The organism is Cellulomonas hominis (assembly GCF_901521055.1).
GTDB lineage: Bacteria > Actinomycetota > Actinomycetes > Actinomycetales > Cellulomonadaceae > Cellulomonas > Cellulomonas endometrii.
In genome coordinates this window covers 23,633-45,784 of sequence record NZ_CABEGA010000002.1, presented here as the reverse complement: position 1 = coordinate 45,784, position 22,152 = coordinate 23,633, and the positions used below count along the sequence as shown (strand labels likewise).

19 protein-coding genes are annotated in these 22,152 nt (G+C 76.4%); 8 read left to right on the top strand and 11 right to left on the bottom strand.

The window, feature by feature from the left end; translation table 11 throughout:
* Positions 1-31 precede the first annotated feature (31 nt).
* The 3 genes from serA (at position 32) to KJP73_RS01140 (ending at position 4,081) form a co-directional block, all read left to right on the top strand.
* Positions 32-1,228 carry a phosphoglycerate dehydrogenase gene (serA, locus tag KJP73_RS01150; protein ID WP_213280913.1) on the top strand — a complete coding sequence of 399 codons (1,197 nt, stop codon included), beginning with the start codon at positions 32-34 and terminating at the stop codon, positions 1,226-1,228.
* Positions 1,229-1,254: 26 nt separating this feature from the next.
* Positions 1,255-2,304 carry an aldo/keto reductase gene (locus KJP73_RS01145; protein WP_213280912.1) on the top strand — a complete coding sequence of 350 codons (1,050 nt, stop codon included), beginning with the start codon at positions 1,255-1,257 and terminating at the stop codon, positions 2,302-2,304.
* An 85-nt stretch (positions 2,305-2,389) separates the two neighbouring features.
* The gene (locus KJP73_RS01140; RefSeq protein WP_213280911.1) at positions 2,390-4,081 is read left to right on the top strand and encodes an AMP-binding protein; all 1,692 of its coding nucleotides are present in this window, start codon (positions 2,390-2,392) and stop codon (positions 4,079-4,081) included.
* A 78-nt stretch (positions 4,082-4,159) separates the two neighbouring features.
* Here the strand turns inward: KJP73_RS01140 and KJP73_RS01135 are convergent, their stop codons facing one another.
* A complete protein-coding gene (locus KJP73_RS01135) occupies positions 4,160-6,205 on the bottom strand; it encodes a S9 family peptidase (protein WP_213280910.1) in 2,046 nt (681 codons plus the stop codon).
* Between the two features lie 97 nt (positions 6,206-6,302).
* Between KJP73_RS01135 and KJP73_RS01130 the strand changes: the two genes are divergently transcribed.
* Positions 6,303-7,100 (top strand): alpha/beta fold hydrolase, encoded by a 798-nt coding sequence (locus KJP73_RS01130; RefSeq protein WP_213280908.1) that lies wholly within the window; start codon positions 6,303-6,305, stop codon positions 7,098-7,100.
* A complete protein-coding gene (locus KJP73_RS01125; RefSeq protein ID WP_213280907.1) occupies positions 7,097-8,638 on the top strand; it encodes a SpoIIE family protein phosphatase in 1,542 nt (513 codons plus the stop codon). The genes KJP73_RS01130 and KJP73_RS01125 overlap by 4 nt, the downstream gene beginning before the upstream one ends.
* A 46-nt stretch (positions 8,639-8,684) precedes the next feature.
* On the opposite strand, the gene nrdR is transcribed toward KJP73_RS01125, so the two are convergent.
* Positions 8,685-9,212 carry a transcriptional regulator NrdR gene (gene nrdR, locus KJP73_RS01120; protein WP_213280905.1) on the bottom strand — a complete coding sequence of 176 codons (528 nt, stop codon included), beginning with the start codon at positions 9,210-9,212 and terminating at the stop codon, positions 8,685-8,687.
* A 405-nt stretch (positions 9,213-9,617) separates the two neighbouring features.
* Positions 9,618-10,172, bottom strand: coding sequence for a LysM peptidoglycan-binding domain-containing protein (locus tag KJP73_RS19135; protein ID WP_249668987.1), 555 nt, complete (start codon positions 10,170-10,172; stop codon positions 9,618-9,620).
* Between the two features lie 322 nt (positions 10,173-10,494).
* Here KJP73_RS19135 and lexA point away from each other — a divergent pair, with 322 nt between their 5' ends.
* Positions 10,495-11,235 (top strand): transcriptional repressor LexA, encoded by a 741-nt coding sequence (gene lexA / locus KJP73_RS01110; protein WP_213280903.1) that lies wholly within the window; start codon positions 10,495-10,497, stop codon positions 11,233-11,235.
* Positions 11,236-11,265: 30 nt separating this feature from the next.
* Here the strand turns inward: lexA and KJP73_RS01105 are convergent, their stop codons facing one another.
* Positions 11,266-12,330, bottom strand: a complete 1,065-nt coding sequence (locus KJP73_RS01105; RefSeq protein WP_213280902.1) for an aminotransferase class V-fold PLP-dependent enzyme — start codon at positions 12,328-12,330, stop codon at positions 11,266-11,268.
* A gap of 83 nt (positions 12,331-12,413) precedes the next feature.
* On the opposite strand from KJP73_RS01105, the gene KJP73_RS01100 reads away from it, so the two are divergent.
* Positions 12,414-13,382 carry a LysR family transcriptional regulator gene (locus tag KJP73_RS01100; protein WP_213280901.1) on the top strand — a complete coding sequence of 323 codons (969 nt, stop codon included), beginning with the start codon at positions 12,414-12,416 and terminating at the stop codon, positions 13,380-13,382.
* A gap of 22 nt (positions 13,383-13,404) precedes the next feature.
* Here the strand turns inward: KJP73_RS01100 and KJP73_RS01095 are convergent, their stop codons facing one another.
* The 3 genes from KJP73_RS01095 to hflX are packed head-to-tail and all read right to left on the bottom strand — an operon-like array spanning position 13,405 to position 18,131.
* Entirely contained in the window at positions 13,405-14,418 is a 1,014-nt protein-coding gene (locus tag KJP73_RS01095; protein WP_213280899.1) for an L-lactate dehydrogenase, read from the bottom strand.
* Between the two features lie 50 nt (positions 14,419-14,468).
* The gene (locus KJP73_RS01090) at positions 14,469-16,658 is read right to left on the bottom strand and encodes an ATP-dependent DNA helicase (protein ID WP_249668986.1); all 2,190 of its coding nucleotides are present in this window, start codon (positions 16,656-16,658) and stop codon (positions 14,469-14,471) included.
* A 30-nt stretch (positions 16,659-16,688) separates the two neighbouring features.
* Positions 16,689-18,131, bottom strand: a complete 1,443-nt coding sequence (gene hflX, locus KJP73_RS01085) for a GTPase HflX (protein ID WP_249668995.1) — start codon at positions 18,129-18,131, stop codon at positions 16,689-16,691.
* A 229-nt stretch (positions 18,132-18,360) separates the two neighbouring features.
* Between hflX and KJP73_RS01080 the strand changes: the two genes are divergently transcribed.
* Complete coding sequence (locus tag KJP73_RS01080) at positions 18,361-18,972, top strand: class I SAM-dependent methyltransferase (RefSeq protein ID WP_213280897.1); 612 nt, start codon at positions 18,361-18,363, stop codon at positions 18,970-18,972.
* 26 nt (positions 18,973-18,998) lie between these two features.
* Here the strand turns inward: KJP73_RS01080 and KJP73_RS01075 are convergent, their stop codons facing one another.
* The 4 genes from KJP73_RS01075 to KJP73_RS01060 form a co-directional block, all read right to left on the bottom strand.
* Complete coding sequence (locus KJP73_RS01075; RefSeq protein ID WP_249668984.1) at positions 18,999-19,334, bottom strand: thioredoxin family protein; 336 nt, start codon at positions 19,332-19,334, stop codon at positions 18,999-19,001.
* Between the two features lie 74 nt (positions 19,335-19,408).
* Positions 19,409-20,377 carry a diaminopimelate epimerase gene (gene dapF, locus KJP73_RS01070; protein ID WP_213280895.1) on the bottom strand — a complete coding sequence of 323 codons (969 nt, stop codon included), beginning with the start codon at positions 20,375-20,377 and terminating at the stop codon, positions 19,409-19,411.
* The gene (gene miaA / locus KJP73_RS01065) at positions 20,374-21,330 is read right to left on the bottom strand and encodes a tRNA (adenosine(37)-N6)-dimethylallyltransferase MiaA (RefSeq protein ID WP_213280893.1); all 957 of its coding nucleotides are present in this window, start codon (positions 21,328-21,330) and stop codon (positions 20,374-20,376) included. Before miaA ends, dapF begins: the two co-directional genes overlap by 4 nt.
* A complete protein-coding gene (locus KJP73_RS01060; RefSeq protein WP_213280891.1) occupies positions 21,327-22,100 on the bottom strand; it encodes a hypothetical protein in 774 nt (257 codons plus the stop codon). The genes miaA and KJP73_RS01060 overlap by 4 nt, the downstream gene beginning before the upstream one ends.
* Between the last annotated feature and the right edge of the window lie 52 nt (positions 22,101-22,152).

Sequence of the window (22,152 nt, the reverse complement as noted above, 5' to 3'; positions counted from 1 at the left end):
AGCCGGGGGCGGCGAGGCGCACCATAGGGGCGTGCTACGCGCCCTGCTCCTCGAGAACCTGCACCCCCAGGCCCGCGCCATCATGGAGGCGGCCGGCTACGAGGTCGTCACGCGCTCCGGCGCGCTGGACGAGTCCGAGCTGATCGAGGCCCTGCAGGGGGTGCACCTGCTGGGCATCCGCTCCAAGACGCAGGTCACCGAGGCCGTGCTGGACGCCGCGACGGACCTCGTCGCGATCGGCGCGTACTGCATCGGGACCAACCAGGTCGACCTGCACGCGGCGGCGTCCCGCGGCGTCGCGGTGTTCAACGCCCCGTTCTCCAACACCCGCTCGGTGGTGGAGATCGCGCTGGCCGACATCATCGCGCTGACCCGGCGCCTCACCGTGCTCGACCGCTCGATGCACGACGGCGTCTGGAACAAGTCGGCCGAGGGCTCCCACGAGGTGCGCGGCCGCACGCTGGGCATCATCGGCTACGGCAACATCGGCACCCAGCTGTCGGTGCTGGCCGAGAACCTGGGCATGTCGGTCGTGTTCTACGACACCGCGGAGAAGCTGGCGCTGGGCAACGCGCGGCGCGCCGACTCGCTCGACGAGCTGCTCGACGTGGCGGACATCGTCACCCTGCACGTCGACGGCCGCAGCGGGAACGCCGGGCTGTTCGGCGCGAAGCAGTTCGCCCGCATGCGCGAGGGCGCGATCTTCCTCAACCTGTCCCGTGGCTTCGTGGTGGACTACGCCGCCCTGCGCGACGCGGTCCTGTCCGGCCACGTCGCCGGTGCGGCGGTCGACGTGTTCCCCGTCGAGCCGAAGCGCAAGGGCGACCCGTTCGAGTCCGAGCTGCGCGGGCTGCCCAACGTCATCCTGACCCCGCACACCGGCGGCTCCACGGAGGAGGCGCAGGAGGCGATCGGCCAGTTCGTGTCCAACAAGCTGCGGGACTACCTGGCCACCGGCACGACGATGCTCAGCGTCAACCTGCCGAACCTCACGCTCGAGCCGCGCGAGGGCGTGCACCGCCTGGCGTACCTGCACCGCAACGTGCCCGGCGTGCTCGCGGCCGTCAACCAGACGCTCGCGGAGCACGGCGCGAACATCGAGGGCCAGCTGCTCGCGACCCGCGGCGAGGTGGGCTACGTGGTCACGGACGCCGGCTCGGTGGAGCGCGAGGTCGTCGAGGCGCTGCGCGCCCGCCCGGAGACCATCCGGCTGCGCGTCGTCTCCTGACACCCCGGCCCGATACGGTCGGGGACGTGCACCTCGCCGACCCCGACCGCCACGACCGCCTCCCCCTGCGCCGCGCCGGCCGCACCGGGCTGGACCTGCCGGCGGTGACGCTGGGGCTGTGGCAGAACTTCGGGGACGCCACCCCGTTCGCCGACCAGCGCGCGCTCGTGCTGGGCGCGTTCGACCGCGGCGTCGTGCACCTGGACCTCGCGAACAACTACGGCCCGCCGCCCGGTGCGGCGGAGGAGAGCGTCGGCCGCCTGCTGGCCACCGACCTCGCCCCGTACCGCGACGAGCTGCTCATCGCCACGAAGGCGGGGTACCGGCAGTGGCCCGGACCCTACGGCGAGCACGGGTCGCGCAAGTACCTGCTCGCGTCGCTGGACCAGTCGCTGCGCCGGCTCGGCACCGACCACGTCGACGTGTTCTACAGCCACCGGTTCGACCCCGGCACCCCGTTGGAGGAGACGATCGGGGCGCTGCGGACGGCCGTCGACTCCGGCCGCGCGCGGTACGCGGGCATCTCCTCCTACTCCGCGCGCAGGACGCAGGAGGCCGTGCGGGTCGCGGAGGCGATGGGGCTGCGGCTCGCGCTGCACCAGCCGTCCTACTCGATGCTGAACCGGTGGGTCGAGCAGCCCGACGGCGCGGCCGGCGGCCGGGCCCTGCTCGACGTGGCGTCGGACGCCGGGCTGGGCGTCGTCGCGTTCTCGCCGCTCGCGCAGGGCATGCTCACGAGCAAGTACCTCGGCGGCGTGCCGGAGGACTCCCGCGCCGCGCGTGGGGGGCCGCTGCGCGCCGAGTACCTGAGCGAGGAGAACCTCGCGCGGGTCCGGGCGCTGGCGGCGGTCGCGGAGGCACGGGGGCAGTCGCTCGCCCAGCTCGCGATCGCCTGGGTGCTGCGGGACCCGCGGGTGACGTCGGTGGCGCTCGGCGCCCGGACGCCGGAGCAGCTGGACGAGAACCTCGCCGCGGTGCACGGCCCGGCGCTCACGGACGCGGAGCTGGCGGAGATCGACCGGCACGCCGTCGACTCGGGGATCAACCTGTGGGGCTCGCGGTCCTCGGACCTGTGAGCGGCGCGGTGACCTGCACACGACCCACGCGGAAGTCCCGGGTTACGCCCGCGTAGGTTACGGCCGCGTAGGTTACGGTGGGCTCGTGACCGCATTCACGCGACCCTGGCACTCCTCCTACGCCCCCGGCGTCCCGCCGGAGGTCGACGTGCCGGACGAGCCCCTGCTGGAGGCGCTCGACCGGTCGGCCGCCGCCTGGCCCGACCGGGTGGCCGTCGACTTCCTGGGCGCGACGACCACCTACGCCGAGCTCGCCGACGCCGTCGCCCGCGGGGCCACCGTGCTGCGCGACCTCGGCGTGCGCGCGGGCGACCGGGTGGCCATCGCGCTGCCGAACTGCACCTCGCACATGGTCGCGTTCTACGCCGCGCTCCGGCTCGGCGCCGTCGTGGTCGAGCACAACCCGACGTACACCGCCGGCGAGCTCGGCCACCAGCTGGCGGACTCCGGCGCGACCGTCGCCCTCGTGTGGGAGAAGGCCGTCGCCGCGGCGCTGGAGTCGCAGCCCGGCACGGACGTCCGCACCGTCGTGGCCGTCGACGTGTCCGCCGACCTGCCCGCGGTGAAGCGGCTCGCCCTGCGCCTGCCGGTGCCGTCCGCCCGCGCCACCCGCGCCGCGCTGCGCGCCGCCCTGCCCGCCGGCACCCCGGTCTGGCACCGGCTGGTCGCCGCGGCCGCACCGCTGCCGGCGGACCACCCGCGCCCCACCTCCCGGGACGTCGCGCTGCTGCAGTACACCGGCGGCACGACCGGCACCCCGAAGGCCGCCGTGCTGACCCACCGGAACCTGGTCGCGAACGCCGTGCAGGGGCAGGCGTGGACCCAGGCGGAGCCGGGCACCGAGACGATCTACGGCATCCTCCCGTTCTTCCACGCCTTCGGGCTCACGCTCTGCCTGACCTACGCCACGCGCGTCGGCGCCACGCTCGTCGCGTTCCCGAAGTTCGACCCGGCCGCCGTGCTGTCCGCCCAGAAGCGGCGCCCCGGCACGTTCCTGCCCGCCGTGCCGCCCATGCTCGACCGGCTGGCGGCCGCGGCGGAGAAGAAGGGCGCGGACCTGACGTCGTTCCGGTACGCGATCTCGGGCGCCATGTCGCTGTCCCCCGCGACCGCGCACCGGTGGGAGGCCCTCACCGGCGGGCTCGTGATCGAGGGCTACGGGATGACGGAGACCTCCCCCGTCGCCCTCGGCAGCCCGCTGTCCCCCGACCGCCGCCCGGGCGCACTCGGCCTGCCGTTCCCCAGCACCGACATCCGCGTCGTCGACCAGGAGGACCCGACGCGCGACGTCGAGCAGGGGCAGCAGGGCGAGCTGCTGATCCGCGGGCCGCAGGTGTTCCAGGGATACTGGGGCCGGCCCGAGGAGACGGCGGAGCAGCTGCTCGAGGGCGGCTGGCTCCGCACGGGCGACGTGGTGCGGCTCGACGACGACGGCTTCATGGTCCTGGTCGACCGGATCAAGGAGATGATCGTCACCGGCGGCTTCAAGGTGTACCCCTCGCAGGTCGAGGAGCGGCTGCGCACGATGCCCGGGGTCCGTGACGTCGCCGTCGTGGGGCTGCCCGGCGGCGACCTGGGCGAGAAGGTGGTCGCGGCGATCGTGACGGAGATCGGCGCGCACGTGGACCTGAACGCCGTCCGCGAGTGGTGCACCGACCGGCTCGCCCGGTACGCCGTCCCCCGCGAGCTCGTCATCCTCACCGAGCTGCCGCGCTCCCAGATCGGCAAGGTCCTGCGCCGGGTGGTCCGCGACGACCTGATGGCCGGCACCGCCTGACGCGTGACGCACGACGGCCCCGCACCTCGCAGGTGCGGGGCCGTCGTCGTCCCGGGGCGCGGTCTGCGCGGCTGGGCGTCAGCCGGCGGTGACGGGCAGGTTCCGCGCCCACCAGTCGAGCACGTGCTCAAACCGGACCAGGCGGTGCTGCGGGCGGCCCGACCGGGTCAGCTCGTGGCCCTCCCCCGGGAACAGCAGCAGCTCGGACGGCACCCCGCGCCGCTTGAGCTCGGCGAACCACCGCTGACCCTGCTCAACGGGGCAGCGCCAGTCCTGCTCGGAGTGGATCACGAGCGTCGGCGTGGTCACGCGGGACACGTGGGCCATCGGCGACTGCGCGGCCACCGCGGCGTGGGCCTCGTCGTCGTCGCCGTCGCCCAGGTACTCGAGCCCGAAGAACCAGCCGATGTCGCTGGACCCGACGAAGCTCACCGGGTCGAGGAACCCGCGCTCCACGACCGCCGCGGCGAACCGGTCCGTGCGGGTGGTCAGCCACGCCGTGAGGTAGCCGCCGTACGAGCCGCCCATGACGCCCACCCGGTCGAAGTCCAGCGCGGGGTCGGCCAGCGCCGCGTCGAGCAGGGCGAGGACGTCGTCGGTGTCGACCGTGCCGAATGCGCGACGGATCGCCGACCCGTGCGACGCCCCGTAGCCGGCCGAGCCGCGCGGGTTGCCGTACACGACGGCGTAGCCCGCCTCCGCGAGGGTCTGCACCTCGTCGAACAGCGCCACGGTGTACTGCGCGTACGGCCCGCCGTGGATCATGAGGATCATCGGGTGCGGGCCCGCGAACCGCTCCGGGTCCGGCGTGACCACCCAGCCGTGCACGGGGTACCCGTCGGGCGCGGTCGCGGTGACCTCCCGGGGTTCACGGACCCGGCCGGTGCCGCGCAGGGGCGCGGACCAGTCGGTGAGCACCCGCGACTCCCCCGCGCCGAGGTGCACGGCGTGCACGTCGCCCGACGTGAGCGGTCCGGCGACGGTCGCGACCGCCACCGGTGCGGTGGGCGACGCGGCGACACCGTGCACGGCGACCGTGCCGTCGATGAGGTCCCGCGTGGACCCGTCCGCCCGGTGCTCGCGCAGCAGCACGGTGCCCCGGTGCAGCACGCCGGCGAGCACCCCGTCCGCCGTCACGGCGAACGTGCCCGGGTCCAGGTCGACCGCCTCGGGGTCGGTCAGCCGCACCGGAGCCCCGGCGGCGGTGGGTCCCGCGGCGGCTGCGGCGAGCTCCAGGCGGAACAGCATGGTCTGCCGGGCGACGAAGTCCCGGCCCGTCGGGCCCATGTCCTGCGCGAGCAGCCACACCGCGGCGCCGTCCGCGTCCGGCAGGGCCGCGGCGACCGCCAGGGTGCTCCCGGCGTCCGCGTCGGTCAGGGGACGCAGCGTGCCGTCGCCGCCGGGTGCGGTGTCGACGACGACCGCGTCGCTGCGCAGGTCCTCGTCGCGGGCGGCGTGCCGGGCGGCCACCGCGACGACGTGCCGGCCGTCCGGCAGCCAGGCGAGGGTGTCGACGTCGACGTCCCCCGACGTGACCTGCCGCGCCGCGGGCTCGTTGCCGTCGCCGTCGCCGTCGCCGTCCGGGAGGGTCGAGCGCGCGGCGGGGTCGGCAGGCACGTCCACGACGAACAGCTGCCGCCGCTTGTCGCGGGTGTAGCCGACCCCGTCGTGCCGGTACGGGAGCGTGGTGATGTGCCGGGGCCGCTCGGCCGCGGGGTCGCCGCCGGCGACGTACCGGCCCTCGTCCGGCACGCGCGCCAGGAACGCCAGCACGGTCCCGTCGGGCGAGAACCGGGCGGTCTGGACGCCCAGCGGCGCGTCCGTCAGCCGGACGGGCTCGCCACCCGCCGCCTCGACGACGTGCAGCTGCGGCCGGCCCTTCGGCTCGGCGCGCAGGAACGCGACCCAGCGGCCGTCGGGCGAGACCTGCGGGTCCGTGTCGCGGTGCCCGCGGGTGAGCCGGACCGGGGGCGCGGAACCGTCGGTCGCGAGCCGCCACAGCTGGCCGGTGTACTCGTCGGCGTCGAGGTCGGGCGCGGTGCGCGACACGACGGCGAACGAGCCGTCGGGCGCCAGCGCGGGGGTTCCGGGGGCGTGCAGGAGCGCGAGGTCGGCAGGGATCACCCGACGACCGTAGTACGACGGCCGCCGCGGGGGCTCGCGGGCGACACGACGGGACCGAGGGCGGACGCGCACCAGGCCCCGCACCTACGATCCGAGCATGGACCCCGCCACCCAGCACCACGTGACCAGCACGGGCCGCGCCGACGGGCCGGTGCTGGTGCTGGCCCACGGCTTCGGGTGCGACCAGACCATGTGGCGGTTCGTCGCACCGGCGTTCGAGCGGACGCACCGGGTCGTCCTGTTCGACCACCTCGGCGCGGGCGGCTCGGACCTGTCCGCCTACGACCCCCGGCGGCACTCCTCCCTCACCGGGTACGCGGAGGACGTCGTCCGGCTGCTCGAGCACCTCGGGTGCGGTCCCGTGACGTTCGTCGGGCACTCCGTCAGCGCGATGATCGGTGCCCTCGCCGCGGCTGCCCGGCCGGACCTCTTCGACCGGCTGGTGATGGTCGGACCCAGCCCGCGGTACATCGACGACGACGGCTACCGCGGGGGCTTCACGCGCGACGAGATCGACGAGCTGCTCGCGACGATGGACGACAACTACCTGGGCTGGTCGGCCTTCATCGCGCCGGTCATCATGGGCCGGCCCGACCGCCCCGAGCTGGGCGCCGAGCTCACGGGCTCCTTCTGCCGGACCGACCCGGCGATCGCCCGCCGCTTCGCCCGCACCACGTTCCTGTCCGACAACCGCGCCGACCTCCCGCACGTCCGCACGCCGACGCTGGTGGTGCAGTGCCGCGAGGACGCCATCGCGCCCGTCGAGGTCGGCGAGTACGTCGCCGCGCACCTCCCCGACGCCGAGCTGGTCCTGCTCGACGCCGTCGGCCACTGCCCCAACCTGAGCGCGCCCGACGCGCTGGTCGCGGCGATGCGGGGGTACCTCGACCGGTGAACGCGGAGCAGCGAGCCGGCGCGTGGGACGCGGCCCCCGTGGCCCTGCTGCGCCTGGACGCCGACGGGACGGTGCTCGACGCCAACGCCACCTTCGCCCGGTGGGTCGGGCGCCCGGCCGCCGAGCTGGTGGGGACGGTCCGCCTCGCGGCGCTGCTGTCGGTCGGCGGGCGGATCTACTGGGAGACGCACGTCGCGCCGCTGCTGCACATGCAGGGCCGCGTGGAGGAGGTCGCGGTCGAGCTGCGCGCACCGGACCGCAGGATGCCCGTGCTGCTCACGGCCGTGGTCCGGGAGGACGACGGCACCGTGGACGTCGCGCTGTCGGGTGCCGCCGAACGCTCCCGGTACGAGCACGAGCTGCTCGCCGCCCGCACCGCCGCGGACCGCGCCGTCGGGGACGTGCACGTCCTGCAGCGGCTCGCGTCCGAGCTGTCGGAGGCGGCGGACGTGGACTCGGTGGCGCACGCCGTCGTCGACACCCTCGCGCTCACGCTCGGCGGCGTCGGCGTGACGCTCTGGACCGTCGCCGACGGCGTGTGGACCCTGCGCGCCGGTACACCCGGCGAGCGCCCCGAGCGGGTCCCCGTCGCGGGGGACGCCGTGCGACGCGAGGCCGACGGCTGCCTGGTCGTGCCCCTGCGGGGCCGGACACGCCTGCTCGGCGTGCTGCGCGTGCGCCCGTCCGGCCGGCCCGGCGCCGACCCGCTGGACCCGGACCTGCTCGCCGCGACCGGCCACCAGGCCGCGTCCGCGCTCGAACGGGCGCGGCTCTTCGACCAGCACGCGTCCGTGGCGCTCGAGCTCCAGCGCGCGATGCTCGCCACGAACATCCCCGCCGACCCGCGGTTCACGATCGCCTCCGAGTACCGCCCCGGGGTGCGGGACCTGGAGGTCGGGGGCGACTGGTTCGACGCCTTCGCGGTGCGCGACGGGATGCTGGCCGTCACCGTCGGCGACGTGGTCGGTCGCGGCCTGCACGCGGCCACGACGATGAGCCAGCTGCGCAGCGCGGGGCGTGCCGTCACCGGGCCGGACGTGCGACCGCACCTCGTGCTCGAGCACCTCGACCACTTCGTGGAGCACGCCGGGTCCGGGTTCATGTCGACCACCGTGCACACGCAGCTCGACCTGCGGACCGGCGACCTCGAGTTCGCCGTCGCCGGTCACCTCCCGCCGCTGGTGCTCCGGGCCGACGGGAGCACGTCGTACCTGTGGGGTGCCCGCTCGACGCCGCTGGGGCTGACGGGCCTCGGCGCCCGGACGTCCGCGCACGCCCGCCTCCGCGCCGGCGACACCCTGGTGCTCTACACGGACGGGCTCGTCGAGCGCCGCACCCGCACCCTCCCGGCCGGCCTGGCCGCGCTCGCGCTCCTGGTCGGGCAGCACGTCGGCACCGGAGGCGGCCCAGCTGGGCACACGGGGCTGGACGTGGCGCGGGTCGTCGACGCGGCCCTGCCCCACCACGGCGCGGAGGACGACGTGTGCGTCGTGGCGCTCACCTGGCACGGGCCGGACGGAGGCGGGACGCCGGCCTGACCGGGGGGCGTGCGCGGTCCGCGACGGGTCGCGACGGCCGGGTCGGTCAGGACGCGGGGGTCTGCTCCGCGTCTCCCGCGCCGGCGTCGCCCGCACCCGCGGCGGCCTTGCGCGCGGCGTCCGCCACCTCGTTCTCCGCGCGCAGCACGGTGATCGCGGCCTCGAAGTCGTCCAGCGAGCTGAACGCCTGGTAGACGCTCGCGAACCGCAGGTAGGCGACCTCGTCCAGGTCGCGGAGCGGGCCCAGGATGGCGAGGCCGATCTCGTACGCGTCCAGCTCGGCGCTGCCGCTCGCCCGCAGCGTCTCCTCGACGCGCTGGGCGAGCAGGGCGAGGTCGTCCTCGCTCACCGGTCGTCCCTGGCAGGCCTTGCGGACGCCGTTGACGATCTTCTCGCGGCTGAACGGCTCGGTGGCGCCGGACCGCTTCACCACCGAGAGGCTGGCCGTCTCGATCGTGGTGAAGCGGCGGTTGCACTGCGGGCACTGGCGGCGGCGGCGGATCGACAGGCCGTCGTCGGACGTGCGGGAGTCGACGACACGGGAGTCGGCGTGACGGCAGAACGGGCAGTGCATGGACGCCTCCTCCGGGGTAGGTCGCGGGCCGGGTCGGCGGCCGGCGTCGGTGCGGCGCCCGCCCGGACGACCGGGACACCGTAGGACCCGCCCGCGCGCCGGTGCAACACGCGTCCGGCCGCCCGGTGTTCCCCGGACAGACGACGAGGGTGGCCGCTGTGCGCGGCCACCCTCGTGGGGACGCCCCCGTCCCGTCTCGTCCGGACGACTCGCCTCGTCAGGACGGTTGCTGCACGCCTCTGCGACGGGTCCGAGGACCACGACGACGATGCGTCCCCCGCGGCGAGCCCCCCAGCCAGCCGTTCGAGGTGGCACCACCCTAGAGGCGGCCGAATCAATTACGCAAGCCTCGGGTTTCGTTATCTCACCGAGACATGTGCGGCGCCCTGACCAGGACCGTTCCCGTCACGCCCCGGCGGGCAGGAGGAGCACCTGACCGGCCTGGAGCGAGCCGTCCGCCAGGGCGTTCAGCTCCTGCAGGCGCAGGACCACGTCGCGGACGTCCTCGCCCGGCGCCGCGACGTCGGCGGCGATCTCCCACAGCGTCTCGCCGGACTGGACGGCGTGCGTGGTCACCTCGGTCGCCTGCTGGGGCGCGTCGGCCACCGCGCGGCCGCCCATGACCCCCGCGACCACGACCAGCAGCGCCAGCAGGACGAGCACGGCGCGGCCGCGGCGGGTGAGGTGCAGCCGCCCTTCCCCGACGGCGGCACCCCCCGCCGCGGCGTCGCGCCGCGCCGTTCCGGGGCGGGCGTCGGCGGGACGCGCACCACCGGACCGGGCACCGAGCGGACGGAGGGGCTGCGGCTGCGCTGCGGCCGATGCCTGCGCAGCACCGGAGACCTGCGCGGTGCCGGCCGCTCGCGCGGACACGGACGCCCGCCGCTGCGAGGCAGCCCCGGGCACCCGGCGGACGCCGGCTCCCGGCACGAACCGCGGCTGCACTGCGATGGCGCTCATCCCCACCACTCCCCTCCTGGACCCTCCGGCCCGTCGAACACCTGTTCGTTCGAACGTTTGTACGATGTAACCACGTCCCGCCCACGATGTCGAGACACGATCGAACAGGTGTTTGATCCACCCGCCGCCGCGCCCTACGCTCGGGGCAACGGGTACAGCGCACCACGAGGCACTGACACGACCGCCGGACGGCCCCTCACCGGGCGCACCGGGACGGTCGTGACCAGCGGCTCCGGTGCGGACGCCGCACCGGCGCAGCACGCGCGGTGCGGGACGAGCAGGCCGGCACGGCGCCGCGGGCGCCGCGAGGACGGGAGTGGACATGGCGAGCCAGGGAACGGACGCCGCGGCGGGTCCCGACGACGGGGCCGTGACGGTGGTGGAGCTCGGCGAGGGTGACGGCCTGACCCCGCGCCAGCGGCTCGTCCTGGAGACGGTGCGTGCCTCCGTGGAGTCCCGCGGCTACCCGCCGAGCATGCGCGAGATCGGCGACGCCGTCGGCCTCACCAGCCCGTCGAGCGTCAAGCACCAGCTGACGGCGCTGGAGCGCAAGGGCTACCTGCGCCGCGACCCGAACCGCCCCCGCGCGATCGAGGTCGTGCAGCCCGACGACTCCCGCGGCGTCGCCACGCTGCCCGGCGTGCCCGGCATCGGCGACACCGACAGCGCGCTGCGCGAGGGCGCCCCCGAGGCCGCGTACGTGCCGGTCGTCGGCCGCATCGCCGCCGGCGGGCCGATCCTCGCCGAGCAGCTGGTGGAGGACGTGTTCCCGCTGCCGCGCCAGCTGGTCGGCGCGGGCGAGCTGTTCCTGCTGAAGGTCGTCGGCGACTCGATGATCGACGCCGCGATCTGCGACGGCGACTGGGTCGTCGTCCGGCGCCAGCCGGTGGCCGAGAACGGCGAGATCGTCGCGGCCATGCTCGACGGCGAGGCCACGGTCAAGACCCTCAAGCGCACCGACGGCCACGTGTGGCTGCTGCCCCAGAACCCGGCGTACTCCCCGATCGACGGCGACCAGGCGCAGGTGCTCGGCCGCGTGGTCTCGGTGCTGCGCAGCCTCTGACCCGACTCCCGGCGGGCCGGGACGGTGCGGTCAGGCGGTGGGCACCGCCGCCACGTCGGCGAGCGCGTCGAGGGCCCGGTCCACGTCGGCCCGGTCGTTCCAGACGTGGAACGCCAGGCGCACCCGGCCCGCGCGCCCGGCCACCCGGCAGCCGGCCTCCTCCAGGGCGCAGCGGAGCGCCCCCTCGGGATCGGGCAGGGTCACGATGGCGCTGTCCCCCGGCGCGAGCCCCGCTCCGGCGCGGAACGCGTCCGCCAGCCCGACGGCGTGCGCCCGCACGGCGTCGGGATCCGTCCCGGCGAACGCGTCCAGGGACTCCGCCGCGCCGAGCCACGCCTGCCACGCCGGGGACACGTCGAACCGCCGCGCGTCGGCGGCCAGGCGCATGGTCGGGCCGTAGCACGACGACCACGGGTCCTCCCCCGCGTACCAGCCCGCCTGGACCGGGCGCAGGGCGTCCTGCGCCTGCTCGGTGACGGTGAGGAACCCGACGCCCCGCGGCCCGCACAGCCACTTGTACGCCGCGGTGACGCTGACGTCGTACCGGCCGGCGTCCACGCGTCGCCACCCCGCTGCCTGCGTCAGGTCGCACAGCGTCAGGGCTCCCGCGGCCCGGGCGGCACCGACGACGGCGTCGTCGTCCAGCACCGCGCCCGTGGCGGACTGCACCAGCGAGTACGCGACGAGCGCGGTGCCGGGCGTCACGGCGTCGGCGAGCCGGTCCGCCGGGGCGTGCCGCACCCGGAGCCGCGGCCCCTGCGCGAGGAACGGGAACACCATCGAGGAGAAGTCGCCCTCGACGCACAGCACCTCGGCACCGTCGGGGAGCGAGGCCGCCACCACGCCGGCCATGACGGACACCTGGGCACCGATCGCCACGCGGGCGGGCGCCACGCCGACGAGCGTGGCGAACCGGGCGCGCGCGGTGGCCACCGCGGCCTCGTACCGCGGGACGTCGATGCCGCCCGCGCCCCAGCGCGCGAGGTCCTCGCCCAGCGCCCGGACGGTCCGCCGGGGGGCGACCCCGGCCGTCGCGGCGTTGAGGTACCCGGGGGCGGGGTCGAACTCGGAGCGGAGGTCGTCGAGCGAGCGCATGCCCTCGACTGTCCCCGGTTCCGGCCCATGCACGCAACCACGTTTTCCGACCGGACCCATAGGCAGGGCTTATGCTCCGGGCCATGCCCACCCGCACGCTCGACATCGCCGCCCTGCGCCTCGTGCGCGCCGTGCACGAGACCGGCAGCGTGACCGCCGCCGCGCACGCGCTCGGCCTCACCCAGCCCGCCGCGAGCCAGCAGCTCAGGATGATCGAACGCGCCGTCGGCACGCCGGTGGTCGTCCGCGCGGGCCGGGGGGTCCGCCTCACGGAGGCCGGGCACGTGCTGGCGCGCAACGCCCCGGCGGTGCAGTCGGCGCTCGACGCCACGCTGGAGGAGGTCGCCGCCGTGGCCAGCCTGCGGGCCGGGCGGGTGCGGGTCGCGGCGTTCCCGTCCGCGGCGGCCGCGCTGCTCCCCGGAGCGCTGGCGACGCTGCGGACGCGGCACCCCGGCCTGGCGTCGACGTTCACGGAGGCCGAGCCCCCGGAGGCCCTGGCCGAGCTGGACGCGGGCCGGGTGGACGTCGCCGTGACGTTCCGGGACGCCACCGCCCCCGCCCCCGACGAGCCCCGCCGGGTCCGCGTCCCGCTGCTGCGCGACGAGGTCGTGGTGCTGCTGCCCGCCACGGACGGCCGGCCGGCGGGCTCCGAGGTCGACCTGGCGGAGCTCGCCGGGCGCCCGTGGATCGCCGGGTGCCCGCAGTGCCGCGCCCAGCTGGTGGGCACGTGCGAGCGGGCGGGCTTCAGCCCCCGTGTCGACTACGCCACCGACGACTACCTCGCGGTGGTCGGTCTGGTCCGGGCGGGGCTGGGCGTGGCGACCCTGCCGGGCCTGGCGCTGGCCGTGCTGCCGCACCCGGGCGTGACCGTGCACCGCGCGCCCGCGCTCCCGGCGCGCGCCGTCGAGGCCGTGACCGACGAGGGCACCGCGCGGGTCCCGGCGGTCGCCGCCGCCCTGAGCGCCCTGCGGGACGCCGCCGGGGCGGTCGAGCACCCGCTCGTCCGGCCCGCGCGCGCCCGCACGGAGCCCGCGCTGAGCCCCGTCGGCTGAGGGCCGGAGTCCCGCGCCCCCCTCAGAGACCGAAGCGTCGCGCGACCGCCCGCAGGGACTCGGCGGACCGGCGCAGACCGGCCAGCTCGTCGGTCGACATCGGCACCTGGAGCCGCTCGCCGACGCCGGACCGCCCGACCACCGTCGGGACCGACAGGCACACGTCGCTGATCCCGTGGTAGCCGTCCAGCAGCGACGACACCGGCAGGATGCGCCGCTCGTCCTTCATGACCGCCTCGATGATCCGCGAGCCGGCCAGTGCCACCGCGTAGTTGGTCGCGCCCTTGCCCGCGATGATCCGGTAGGCCGAGTCGACGACCTCGCGCGCGATCGACTCGCGGACCTCGTGCGTCAGCGGCACGTGGCCCTCGATGGCGTTCCAGTCGAGGATCGGGACGCCGCCGATGGTCGCCGACGACCACAGCGGGAGCTCGGTGTCGCCGTGCTCCCCCGCGATGTAGGCGTGCACGTTCTGCACGGCCACGCCGGTGTACTGCGCGATGAGGTAGCGCAGCCGGGAGGAGTCCAGGACGGTGCCCGAGCCGAACAGCTGCGTCGGCGGCAGGCCGGAGAACTGCAGCGCGGCGTAGGTGACGATGTCCACCGGGTTCGTGACCATGACGTACACGGCGTTCGGGGCGACCTCGACGAGCGACGGCAGGATCTTCTTGACCAGCGAGATGGTCGCCTCGGCCAGGTCGATCCGCGTCTGCCCGGGCTTCTGCTTGGCGCCCGCGGTGACCATGACGACGTCGGCGTCCGCGCACGCCGCGATGTCGTCCGAGCCGATCACCTCGGCCATCGGCATGAACTGGATGCCGTGCCCGAGGTCCAGCGCCTCGGCCTCGACCTTGGCCTTGTTGATGTCGTAGAGCACGACGCTGCGGGCGGCACCCCGCATCAGCGCCGCGTACGCCATCGTCGAGCCCACGGCGCCCGCGCCGACCACCGCCAGCTTCGTGGTGCGGCGGGGGGCGACGGCGCTGCCCGCCAGGCCGAGCTCGTCGCCCTCGACGTCGTTCGTCTGCTCGCTCATCGGCGGTCCTCCTCGGTGCCCCGGCGCCGGTCGGCGCCCTGCTCACGAGGCTAGCGGCCCGGGGCGGCGCCCGGCTCCTCGACGGCGGGCGCCGGGTCCTCCACGGCGAGCCGGCGCAGGGCGCCGAGGGCCACCTCGCGGTCCGTGGTGCGCCAGAACGCCGGCAGCGACCGGGCCAGGAACTCGCCGTAGCGCGCCGTCGACAGCCGGGGGTCCAGCACCGCCACGACCCCCCGGTCGTGCACGGAGCGGATCAGCCGGCCGGCGCCCTGGGCCAGCAGCAGCGCCGCGTGGGTGGCCGCCACCGACATGAAGCCGTTGCCGCCCGACGCCGCGACGGCCTCCGACCGGGCGGACTTCACCGGGTCGTCGGGCCGCGGGAACGGGATGCGGTCGATGATCACCAGCTGGTTCGACCGCCCCGGGACGTCGACGCCCTGCCACAGCGACAGCGTGCCGAACAGGCAGGTGGGCTCGTCCTCGGCGAACTGCCGCACGAGCGTCGGCAGCTGGTCCTCGCCCTGCACGAGCACCGGCACGTCGAGGCGCTCGCGCATGGCCTCGGCGACCGTGACCGCTGCGCGCCGGGACGAGAACAGGCCGAGCGTCCGCCCGCCGGCGGCGGTGACCAGCGCCTCGATCTCGTCGAGCTGCGCGTCGGTCGCCGGCTCGCGGCCGGGCGGCGGCAGGCGGCGCGCGATGTAGAGGATGCCCTGCCGCGGGTAGTCGAACGGGCTGCCGACGTCGACGCCGTGCCACGGGAGGGTGGCCGTGGCCGAGGGCGTGCTCGTCGCCGTGGCGGGCACGTCCAGGGCGTCCGGCGGCGTCGTACCCTCGCTCCCGCCCGGCGCCGCCACCGCGACGGTCGCCGCCGACGCCGTGGCCGCCGCGGCCTCGCCCGCGCCCTCGAGCCCGATGCTGCGGGCCATGGCGCGGAACTCCCCGCCCAGGCTGAGCGTGGCGGAGGTGAGCACGGACGCCCGCCCGGCCAGCAGGTGCGTGCGGATCAGGCCGTTGACGGCGAGCGGCGCCGCGTACAGCCGCGTGGCGCCGTCCCGCTCGCCCCGCGAGCACCAGAGCACGGTGTACCGCTGGTCGGAGGGGTCGGCGGCCATCCGCTCGGCCACCTCGAACAGGGCGAGCACGGCCGACGTCGCGATCTTCAGGCCGGAGTCGGCCGGCGCCGCCTCGCCCGCCGCGGGCTTCTCGGGGCGCAGGGCCGACAGCAGCCCGCGCGCCGCGTCCCGGACCTGCGCGACGGCCTGCCGCGTCCCCTCCGGGAGCCCCTGGGTGAACCGGCCCTCGGGCAGGTGGATCAGCGCCGCGCCCAGCGCCGCGGCGGCGCCGTCCAGGTCGGTCGTGGCGATCCCGCCGTGCCGGCGCGCCATCCGGCCCGCGTGCTCGACGGTGCCGACGGACAGCTCCGCGGTCGACTGCGCGGTGACGCGGTCCGCCAGCTCGTGCGCCTCGTCGACGACGAGCACCTGGTGCTCGGGCAGCACGTGCGGCGAGCCCGACGCGGCGATGCCGAGCATGGCGTGGTTCGTCACCACCACGTCGGCCGCGCGCGCCGCCGCCCGGGCGCGCTCGGGGAAGCACTCCTCGAGCAGCGGGCACCTCTGCCCCAGGCACTCCAGCGAGGTCACGGACACCTGGCGCCACGCGCGGTCGCTGACGCCCGGCACCAGGTCGTCCCGGTCGCCGGTCTCCGTCTCCTCCGCCCACTCCCGCAGCCGCACGACCTGCGCGCCGAGGGACTCCTTCTCGGGCGCCTCGCCGTCGGCGGCGTCGGTCGTGGAGGGGTGGTCGGCCGCGCCCCGGTCGCCGAGGTCGAACAGCATCCCCTGGTCGTCCGGCGGGTAGCCGCCGCCGGTCTTGTGCACGCAGACGTAGTTGTGCCAGCCCTTGAGCAGGGCGACGCGCGGCGGCCGGGGCAGCTGCGGCGCGAGCGCGTCCGCGACGAGCGGGAGGTCCCGCGTCATCACCTGCCGCTGGAGCGCGAGCGTCGCCGTGGAGACGACCACGCGCTCGTCGGCGAGCACGGCGTGCCGCACGGACGGCACCAGGTAGCCCAGGGACTTCCCGGTGCCGGTGCCGGCCTGCACCATGAGGTGCTCGCCCTTCTCGACCGCCTCCGCGACCTCCCGGGCCATGCGCCGCTGGCCCTCGCGCGGGCTGCCGCCGAGCGCCGCCACCGCCACGTCGAGCAGGGCGTCGACGTCGGGGGTGGGCTCAGGCACCCGGCAAGGGTAGTCGCGTCGGGCGAGCGGTCAGTGCACCTCGACGGCCGCCTGCGTGAGCTCCGTCGCGAGGCCCTGGTCCACCCGGCCGCGCAGCGCGGTGCCGAGCGGCGTGTGCTCCTCGACGTCGATCTCGCCGCTCTCGTGCACCCGGTGCACCAGGTCGCCGCGGTCGTACGGGATGACCACGTCGACGGTCACGCCGGGCCGCGGCAGCTGGTCCGCGATGACGGCCTGCAGCTGGTCGATCCCCTCGCCCGTGTGCGCCGAGACGACGACCGCGCCGTGCTCGCGGGAACGCAGGCGGGCCACGGCCTCGGGCTCGGCGAGGTCGACCTTGTTCAGCACGATGATCTCGGGGACGTCCATCGCGCCCGGGATGTCGGCGAACACGTGCCGCACCGCGGCGATCTGCCCCTCCGGGTCCGGGTGCGAGGCGTCCACGACGTGCAGGACGAGGTCCGCGTCCGCGACCTCCTCGAGCGTCGACCGGAACGCCTCGACCAGCTGGTGCGGCAGGTTCCGCACGAACCCGACGGTGTCGGCGAGCGTGTACACGCGGCCGTCCGCGGCCTGCGCGCGCCGGACCGTCGGGTCCAGCGTGGCGAACAGGGCGTTCTCGACCAGCACGCCGGCGTCGGTGAGCCGGTTCAGCAGGGACGACTTGCCGGCGTTGGTGTACCCGGCGATCGCCACGGACGGGATCGCGTTCTTGCGGCGCGAGGCGCGCTTGGTCTGCCGGGCCGGCTCCATCGCGGCGATCTCGCGCCGCAGCTTCGCCATCCGGTCACGGATCCGGCGCCGGTCGAGCTCGATCTTCGTCTCACCGGGACCGCGCGAGCCCATGCCCGCCCCGGCGCCGCCGACCTGGCCACCGGCCTGCCGGGACATCGAGTCGCCCCAGCCGCGCAGGCGCGGGAGCAGGTACTCCAGCTGCGCGAGCTCGACCTGGGCCTTGCCCTCCCGGGACTTGGCGTGCTGGGCGAAGATGTCGAGGATCAGCGCCGTGCGGTCGACGACCTTGACGCGCACCACGTCCTCCAGCGCGCGGCGCTGGGACGGGGCGAGCTCGCCGTCGACGACCACGGTGTCCGCGCCGACCGACGCCACCAGGCCGGCGAGCTCCTGCGCCTTGCCGGAGCCGAGGTACGTGCTCGGGTCCGGGGTGTGCCGGCGCTGCAGCAGCCCGTCGAGCACCTCCGAGCCGGCCGTCTCGGCGAGCGCGGCGAGCTCGCGCAGGGAGATCTCCGCGGCCTCCTGGGACCCGGAGCCCCACAGGCCGACCAGCACCACGCGCTCGAGGCGCAGCTGCCGGTACTCGACCTCGGTGACGTCCTGGAGCTCCGTCGACAGGCCCGCGACCCGGCGCAGCGACGTGCGCTCCTCCAGGTCCAGCTGGTCGCCGTCGTAGGTGGTGTGGACCGTGTCCCCCTCGTGGACCGCGGTGCCCGCCCGGGCGAGCACGCGGGCCACGACGTCGTCGGCGACCCGCTGGGCGTCGCGCGCGGCCTGCTGCGCGTCGACCGGGGCGTCGGGGACGTCCTGCTCGCGAGTCGTGGGGTTCTGGGCGTCGTTCACGCGGTTCCTTACGGGTCGTGGATCAGGCGGGGCCGCCGCAGCGGCCCGGGTTCCAGCGTGGCACGCGGCCGGGGCGTCCGCGAGGCAATTCGCCACGGGCTGACGCGGCGATAAGGTCGCGGGCGTGACCGGCACCGAGCACTACTTCACCGCCGAGCCCGCCTCCCCCGACGAGCGCCGCGCGCGCACCGTGCACCTGGCCGGGCGGGACGTGCCGGTCGAGACGGCCGGCGGCGTGTTCTCCCCGGACCACCTGGACGGCGGGACCGAGGTGCTGCTGCGGCACGTGCCCGACCCGCCGCGCGAGGGCGACCTGCTCGACCTCGGCTGCGGCTGGGGGCCGGTCGCGCTCAGCCTCGGGCTCCTGGCGCCGCACGCCCGGGTGTGGGCGGTCGACGTGAACGAGCGGGCGCTCGACCTCACCCGGCGGAACGCGGAGCGCCTCGAGCTGCCGCACGTCACCGCCGTGCGGCCCGAGGACGTGCCCGACGACGTGCGGTTCGCCGCCATCTGGTCGAACCCGCCGATCCGCGTGGGCAAGGAGACGCTGCACGCGATGCTGCGGCAGTGGCTGCACCGCCTGGTCCCGGGCGGCGAGGCGTACCTGGTCGTGGCGAAGAACCTGGGCTCGGACTCGCTGCTGCGCTGGCTGGCGACCGAGCTGGACGGCGTCGCGACGGTCGACCGGGTCGCGACCGACCGCGGGTTCCGGGTGCTGCGGGTCGTGCGGGGCTGACGCCCCCGCCGCCGCGCAGGACCGGCTCAGGCGAGCGCCGCCACCGCGGCACGCGCCTGCGCGAGGCTCGGGACGCCGGTCGCCCGGGCGACGACGGCGCCGTCGCGGTCGAGCACCACGACCGTGGGCGTCTCGGTGACCGCGAACCGCTCCGCGAGGTCCGCGCGGTCGGCGACGTCGACCTCGACGTGCGCCACCCCGTCCGTGGTCGCGACCACCCGCTCCAGCACACGGCGGGTCGCGCGGCAGGGCGCGCAGAAGCCCGAGGAGAGCTGGAGGAACGTCGCCGTCGCGCCGAGCGGGCGGCGCAGCGCGGCCGCGTCGAGGGCGGGCGCCGGGTGCGGCGCGGCGTCGGTGGTCACGTCGATCGGCAACGGCGCGGGAGGCCGCGGTGTTCCCGGGGGCCGTGCTGCGGCGGTCAGACGGTCAGCGACGGTCAGACGGCCAGCGCGTCCAGGTCGACGTCGAGGTCCGCGACCAGCACCGCCGGCCCGGCGAGCTCCACGTGCCCGTCCGGCAGCACCGCGACCCGCACGGTGCCGCCCGGGACGTCCACCAGCCACACGTCCGGCGACTGCGGCCCCGCCCACGCGCGGACCGCGAGCGCCGCGGCGCAGGCACCGGTCCCGCACGAGCGGGTCTCGCCCACCCCGCGCTCGTGCACGCGCATCCGCACCCGCCCGACCACCGTCCCGTCGGCCGCGCGGTCCTCGCCGAGCGGCACGACGAGCTCGACGTTCGTCCCGTGCGGCGGCAGCGGCTCGACGGCCGGGGCGCGGGTGAGGTCGGCCGCGGCGAGCTCGGCGTCGTCGGCCAGCGCGAGCACCGTGTGCGGGTTGCCGACGTCGACGCTCAGCGCGGCGCGGGGCACGTCGAGGCCGGCGACCGTCACCTGCGCGTCCGCGCCGGCGGTCGCGGCGTCCGCACCGCCCGGCAGGTGCCACGGGCCCATGTCGACGGCGTACCAGGCCTCACCCGCCGGCCCGGCCGCCTCGCGCACCCGCCGCACCCCGGCCCGGGTCCCGAGCACGAGCTCGCCGCCCGCGGGGTCCCACAGCCCGAGCGCCCGGGCGTACTCCGCGACGACCCGCACGCCGTTGCCGCACATCTCGGCGATGGAGCCGTCGGCGTTCCGGTAGTCCATGAACCACGTCGCTGCCGGGTCCTCCGCGAGCACCGCGGCGCCCTCGGGCAGGTCCGCGCTCGCCACGAGCCGGATCACGCCGTCGCCGCCGACGCCGGCCCGCCGGTCCGCGAGCGCCTGCACCAGCTGGGCGTCCAGCGCCGTGCCCGTGCGGCCGTCGACCAGCACGAAGTCGTTCTGCGTCCCGTGCCCCTTGGACACGTGCAGCACCCGGGGGGTGCCCGCGGTCGCGGGCGTGGACGTGCTGGCGGTGGCGGTCATGACCCCAGACTACGGCGCGGGGCCGGGTCGTCCGTGGCCGGTCCGAGGTCGCCCGCGTCCGCCGCGGCGACCAGGTCCAGCGCGCGGGCCACCAGGTCCGGGTCGCGCGAGTCCAGCCAGTGCACGCGCGGGTCGCGGCCGAACCAGCCCATCTGCTTGCGCGCGAGCCGGCGCGTCCCCGCGACGACCTGCGCGCGGGCCTCGTCCTCGGTGATCTCGCCCCGCAGCGCCGCCAGCACCTCGGCGTACCCGACGGCGCGCGACGCCGTGCGGCCGATGCCGCGCCCGAGCAGGCCGCGCACCTCGTCGACCAGCCCCGCCGACCACATGCGGTCCACGCGGGCCTGCACGCGCTCGTCGAGGACGGCCCGGTCGCAGTCGAGACCGATCTGAACCGTCGGCCGCACGTAGTCGTGCCCGGGCAGGTTCGCCGAGTACGGCCGGCCCGTCAGCGCGATGACCTCCAGGGCCCGGACCACCCGCCGCGCGTTGCGCGGGCCGATGCCCTCGGCGGCGACCGGGTCGAGCCGGGCCAGCTCCGCGTGCAGCGCGCGCGAGCCCTCCGCCTCGACGCGGGCCTCCAGCTCCGCCCGCACCGCGGGGTCCGTGCCCGGGAAGTCGATCCGGTCGAGCAACGCCCGCACGTACAGCCCCGAGCCCCCGACGACCACGGGCCGGCGTCCCCGGGCCGCGATCCCCGCGACCGCCGCGCGGGCCTCCTGCTGGTAACCGGCGACGGTCGCGTCCTCGTGGGGGTCGAGCACGTCGAGCAGGTGGTGCGGGATCCCGCGACGCTCGGCCGGGGTCAGCTTGGCGGTGCCGACGTCCATGCCGCGGTACAGCTGCAAGGCGTCGGCGTTGACCACCTCGCCGCCGAGCTGCTCCGCGAGCGCCACGCCCAGGTCGGACTTGCCGGTCGCGGTCGGGCCGACCACGGCGACGACGACGGTCAACGGGGCTCCTCGGGTGCGGGGGGTGCGGGGGGTGCGGGGGTGGTCGGGGCCGTGGCGTGCCCCGCGGCGACGGCGTGCCAGGCGGCGACGACGTGCGGTGCGCCGGCCACGACCGCGGCGGTGTGCGCGGCGACCAGCACGGGCGCGGACCCGACGAGGCCGAGCGCCACCTGCCACGGCGCCCAGCCGCTCACCGCGAGCCCGGCGGCGCCGGCGGGCCCCAGGGCGGTCAGCACGGCGTCGAGCGCGGACGGGCCCGCCTCGAGGCCCGCGGCGAGCGCGGCGTCGACGTCGGCCGCGTGCGGGTCCTCGGCGAGCGGGGCCTCCGCCCCGTGCCGGGCGCTCGGGGAGCCGACCACCACGACCAGGTCCGCCGCGATGCCGGCGCCGAGCGCGCGCAGCGTCCCGGCCGCCGGAGGATCGGCCCGCGGGATCTCGTGCACGGCCACCGGGGCGTCGATCCCGGCCTCGTCCAGCAGCACGAGGGCGACCGACGCCGGCACGTCCGCACGGCGGGACGGCTCGGCGGCCGGGCGTCCGTCCTCCGGCAGCCGCAGCCCGGCGGCGCCGAGCCCGGGCCCGACGGGGTGGGTCAGCACCCGAGCACGCCCCCCGGGCGCGACCACCACGACCCGCCCTCCGGGCTGGGGTGCCGACGCCCGCAGCGCCGCGACAGCCGCGTCGCGCAGCCCGGCGCCGGGGTCGGCGCGGCCGGCGGCCCCGCGCACGAGCAGGGCCGTGTCGGGCAGGAACACCACGGCCGCACGCACCCCCCGACGGTATCCCGCCCGGACCGCGTCACCCGTGCCCGCACGCCTCGCA

Excerpts from the sequence above, each read along its gene's own strand:
- KJP73_RS01130 (WP_213280908.1), top strand. The coding sequence starts at position 6,303 with ATGGACCCCGCCACCCAGCACCACGTGACCAGCACGGGCCGCGCCGAC.
- nrdR (WP_213280905.1), bottom strand. The coding sequence starts at position 9,212 with ATGCACTGCCCGTTCTGCCGTCACGCCGACTCCCGTGTCGTCGACTCC.
- KJP73_RS19135 (WP_249668987.1), bottom strand. The coding sequence starts at position 10,172 with ATGAGCGCCATCGCAGTGCAGCCGCGGTTCGTGCCGGGAGCCGGCGTC.
- lexA (WP_213280903.1), top strand. The coding sequence starts at position 10,495 with ATGGCGAGCCAGGGAACGGACGCCGCGGCGGGTCCCGACGACGGGGCC.
- KJP73_RS01105 (WP_213280902.1), bottom strand. The coding sequence starts at position 12,330 with ATGCGCTCGCTCGACGACCTCCGCTCCGAGTTCGACCCCGCCCCCGGG.
- KJP73_RS01100 (WP_213280901.1), top strand. The coding sequence starts at position 12,414 with ATGCCCACCCGCACGCTCGACATCGCCGCCCTGCGCCTCGTGCGCGCC.
- KJP73_RS01095 (WP_213280899.1), bottom strand. The coding sequence starts at position 14,418 with ATGAGCGAGCAGACGAACGACGTCGAGGGCGACGAGCTCGGCCTGGCG.
- dapF (WP_213280895.1), bottom strand. The coding sequence starts at position 20,377 with ATGACCGCCACCGCCAGCACGTCCACGCCCGCGACCGCGGGCACCCCC.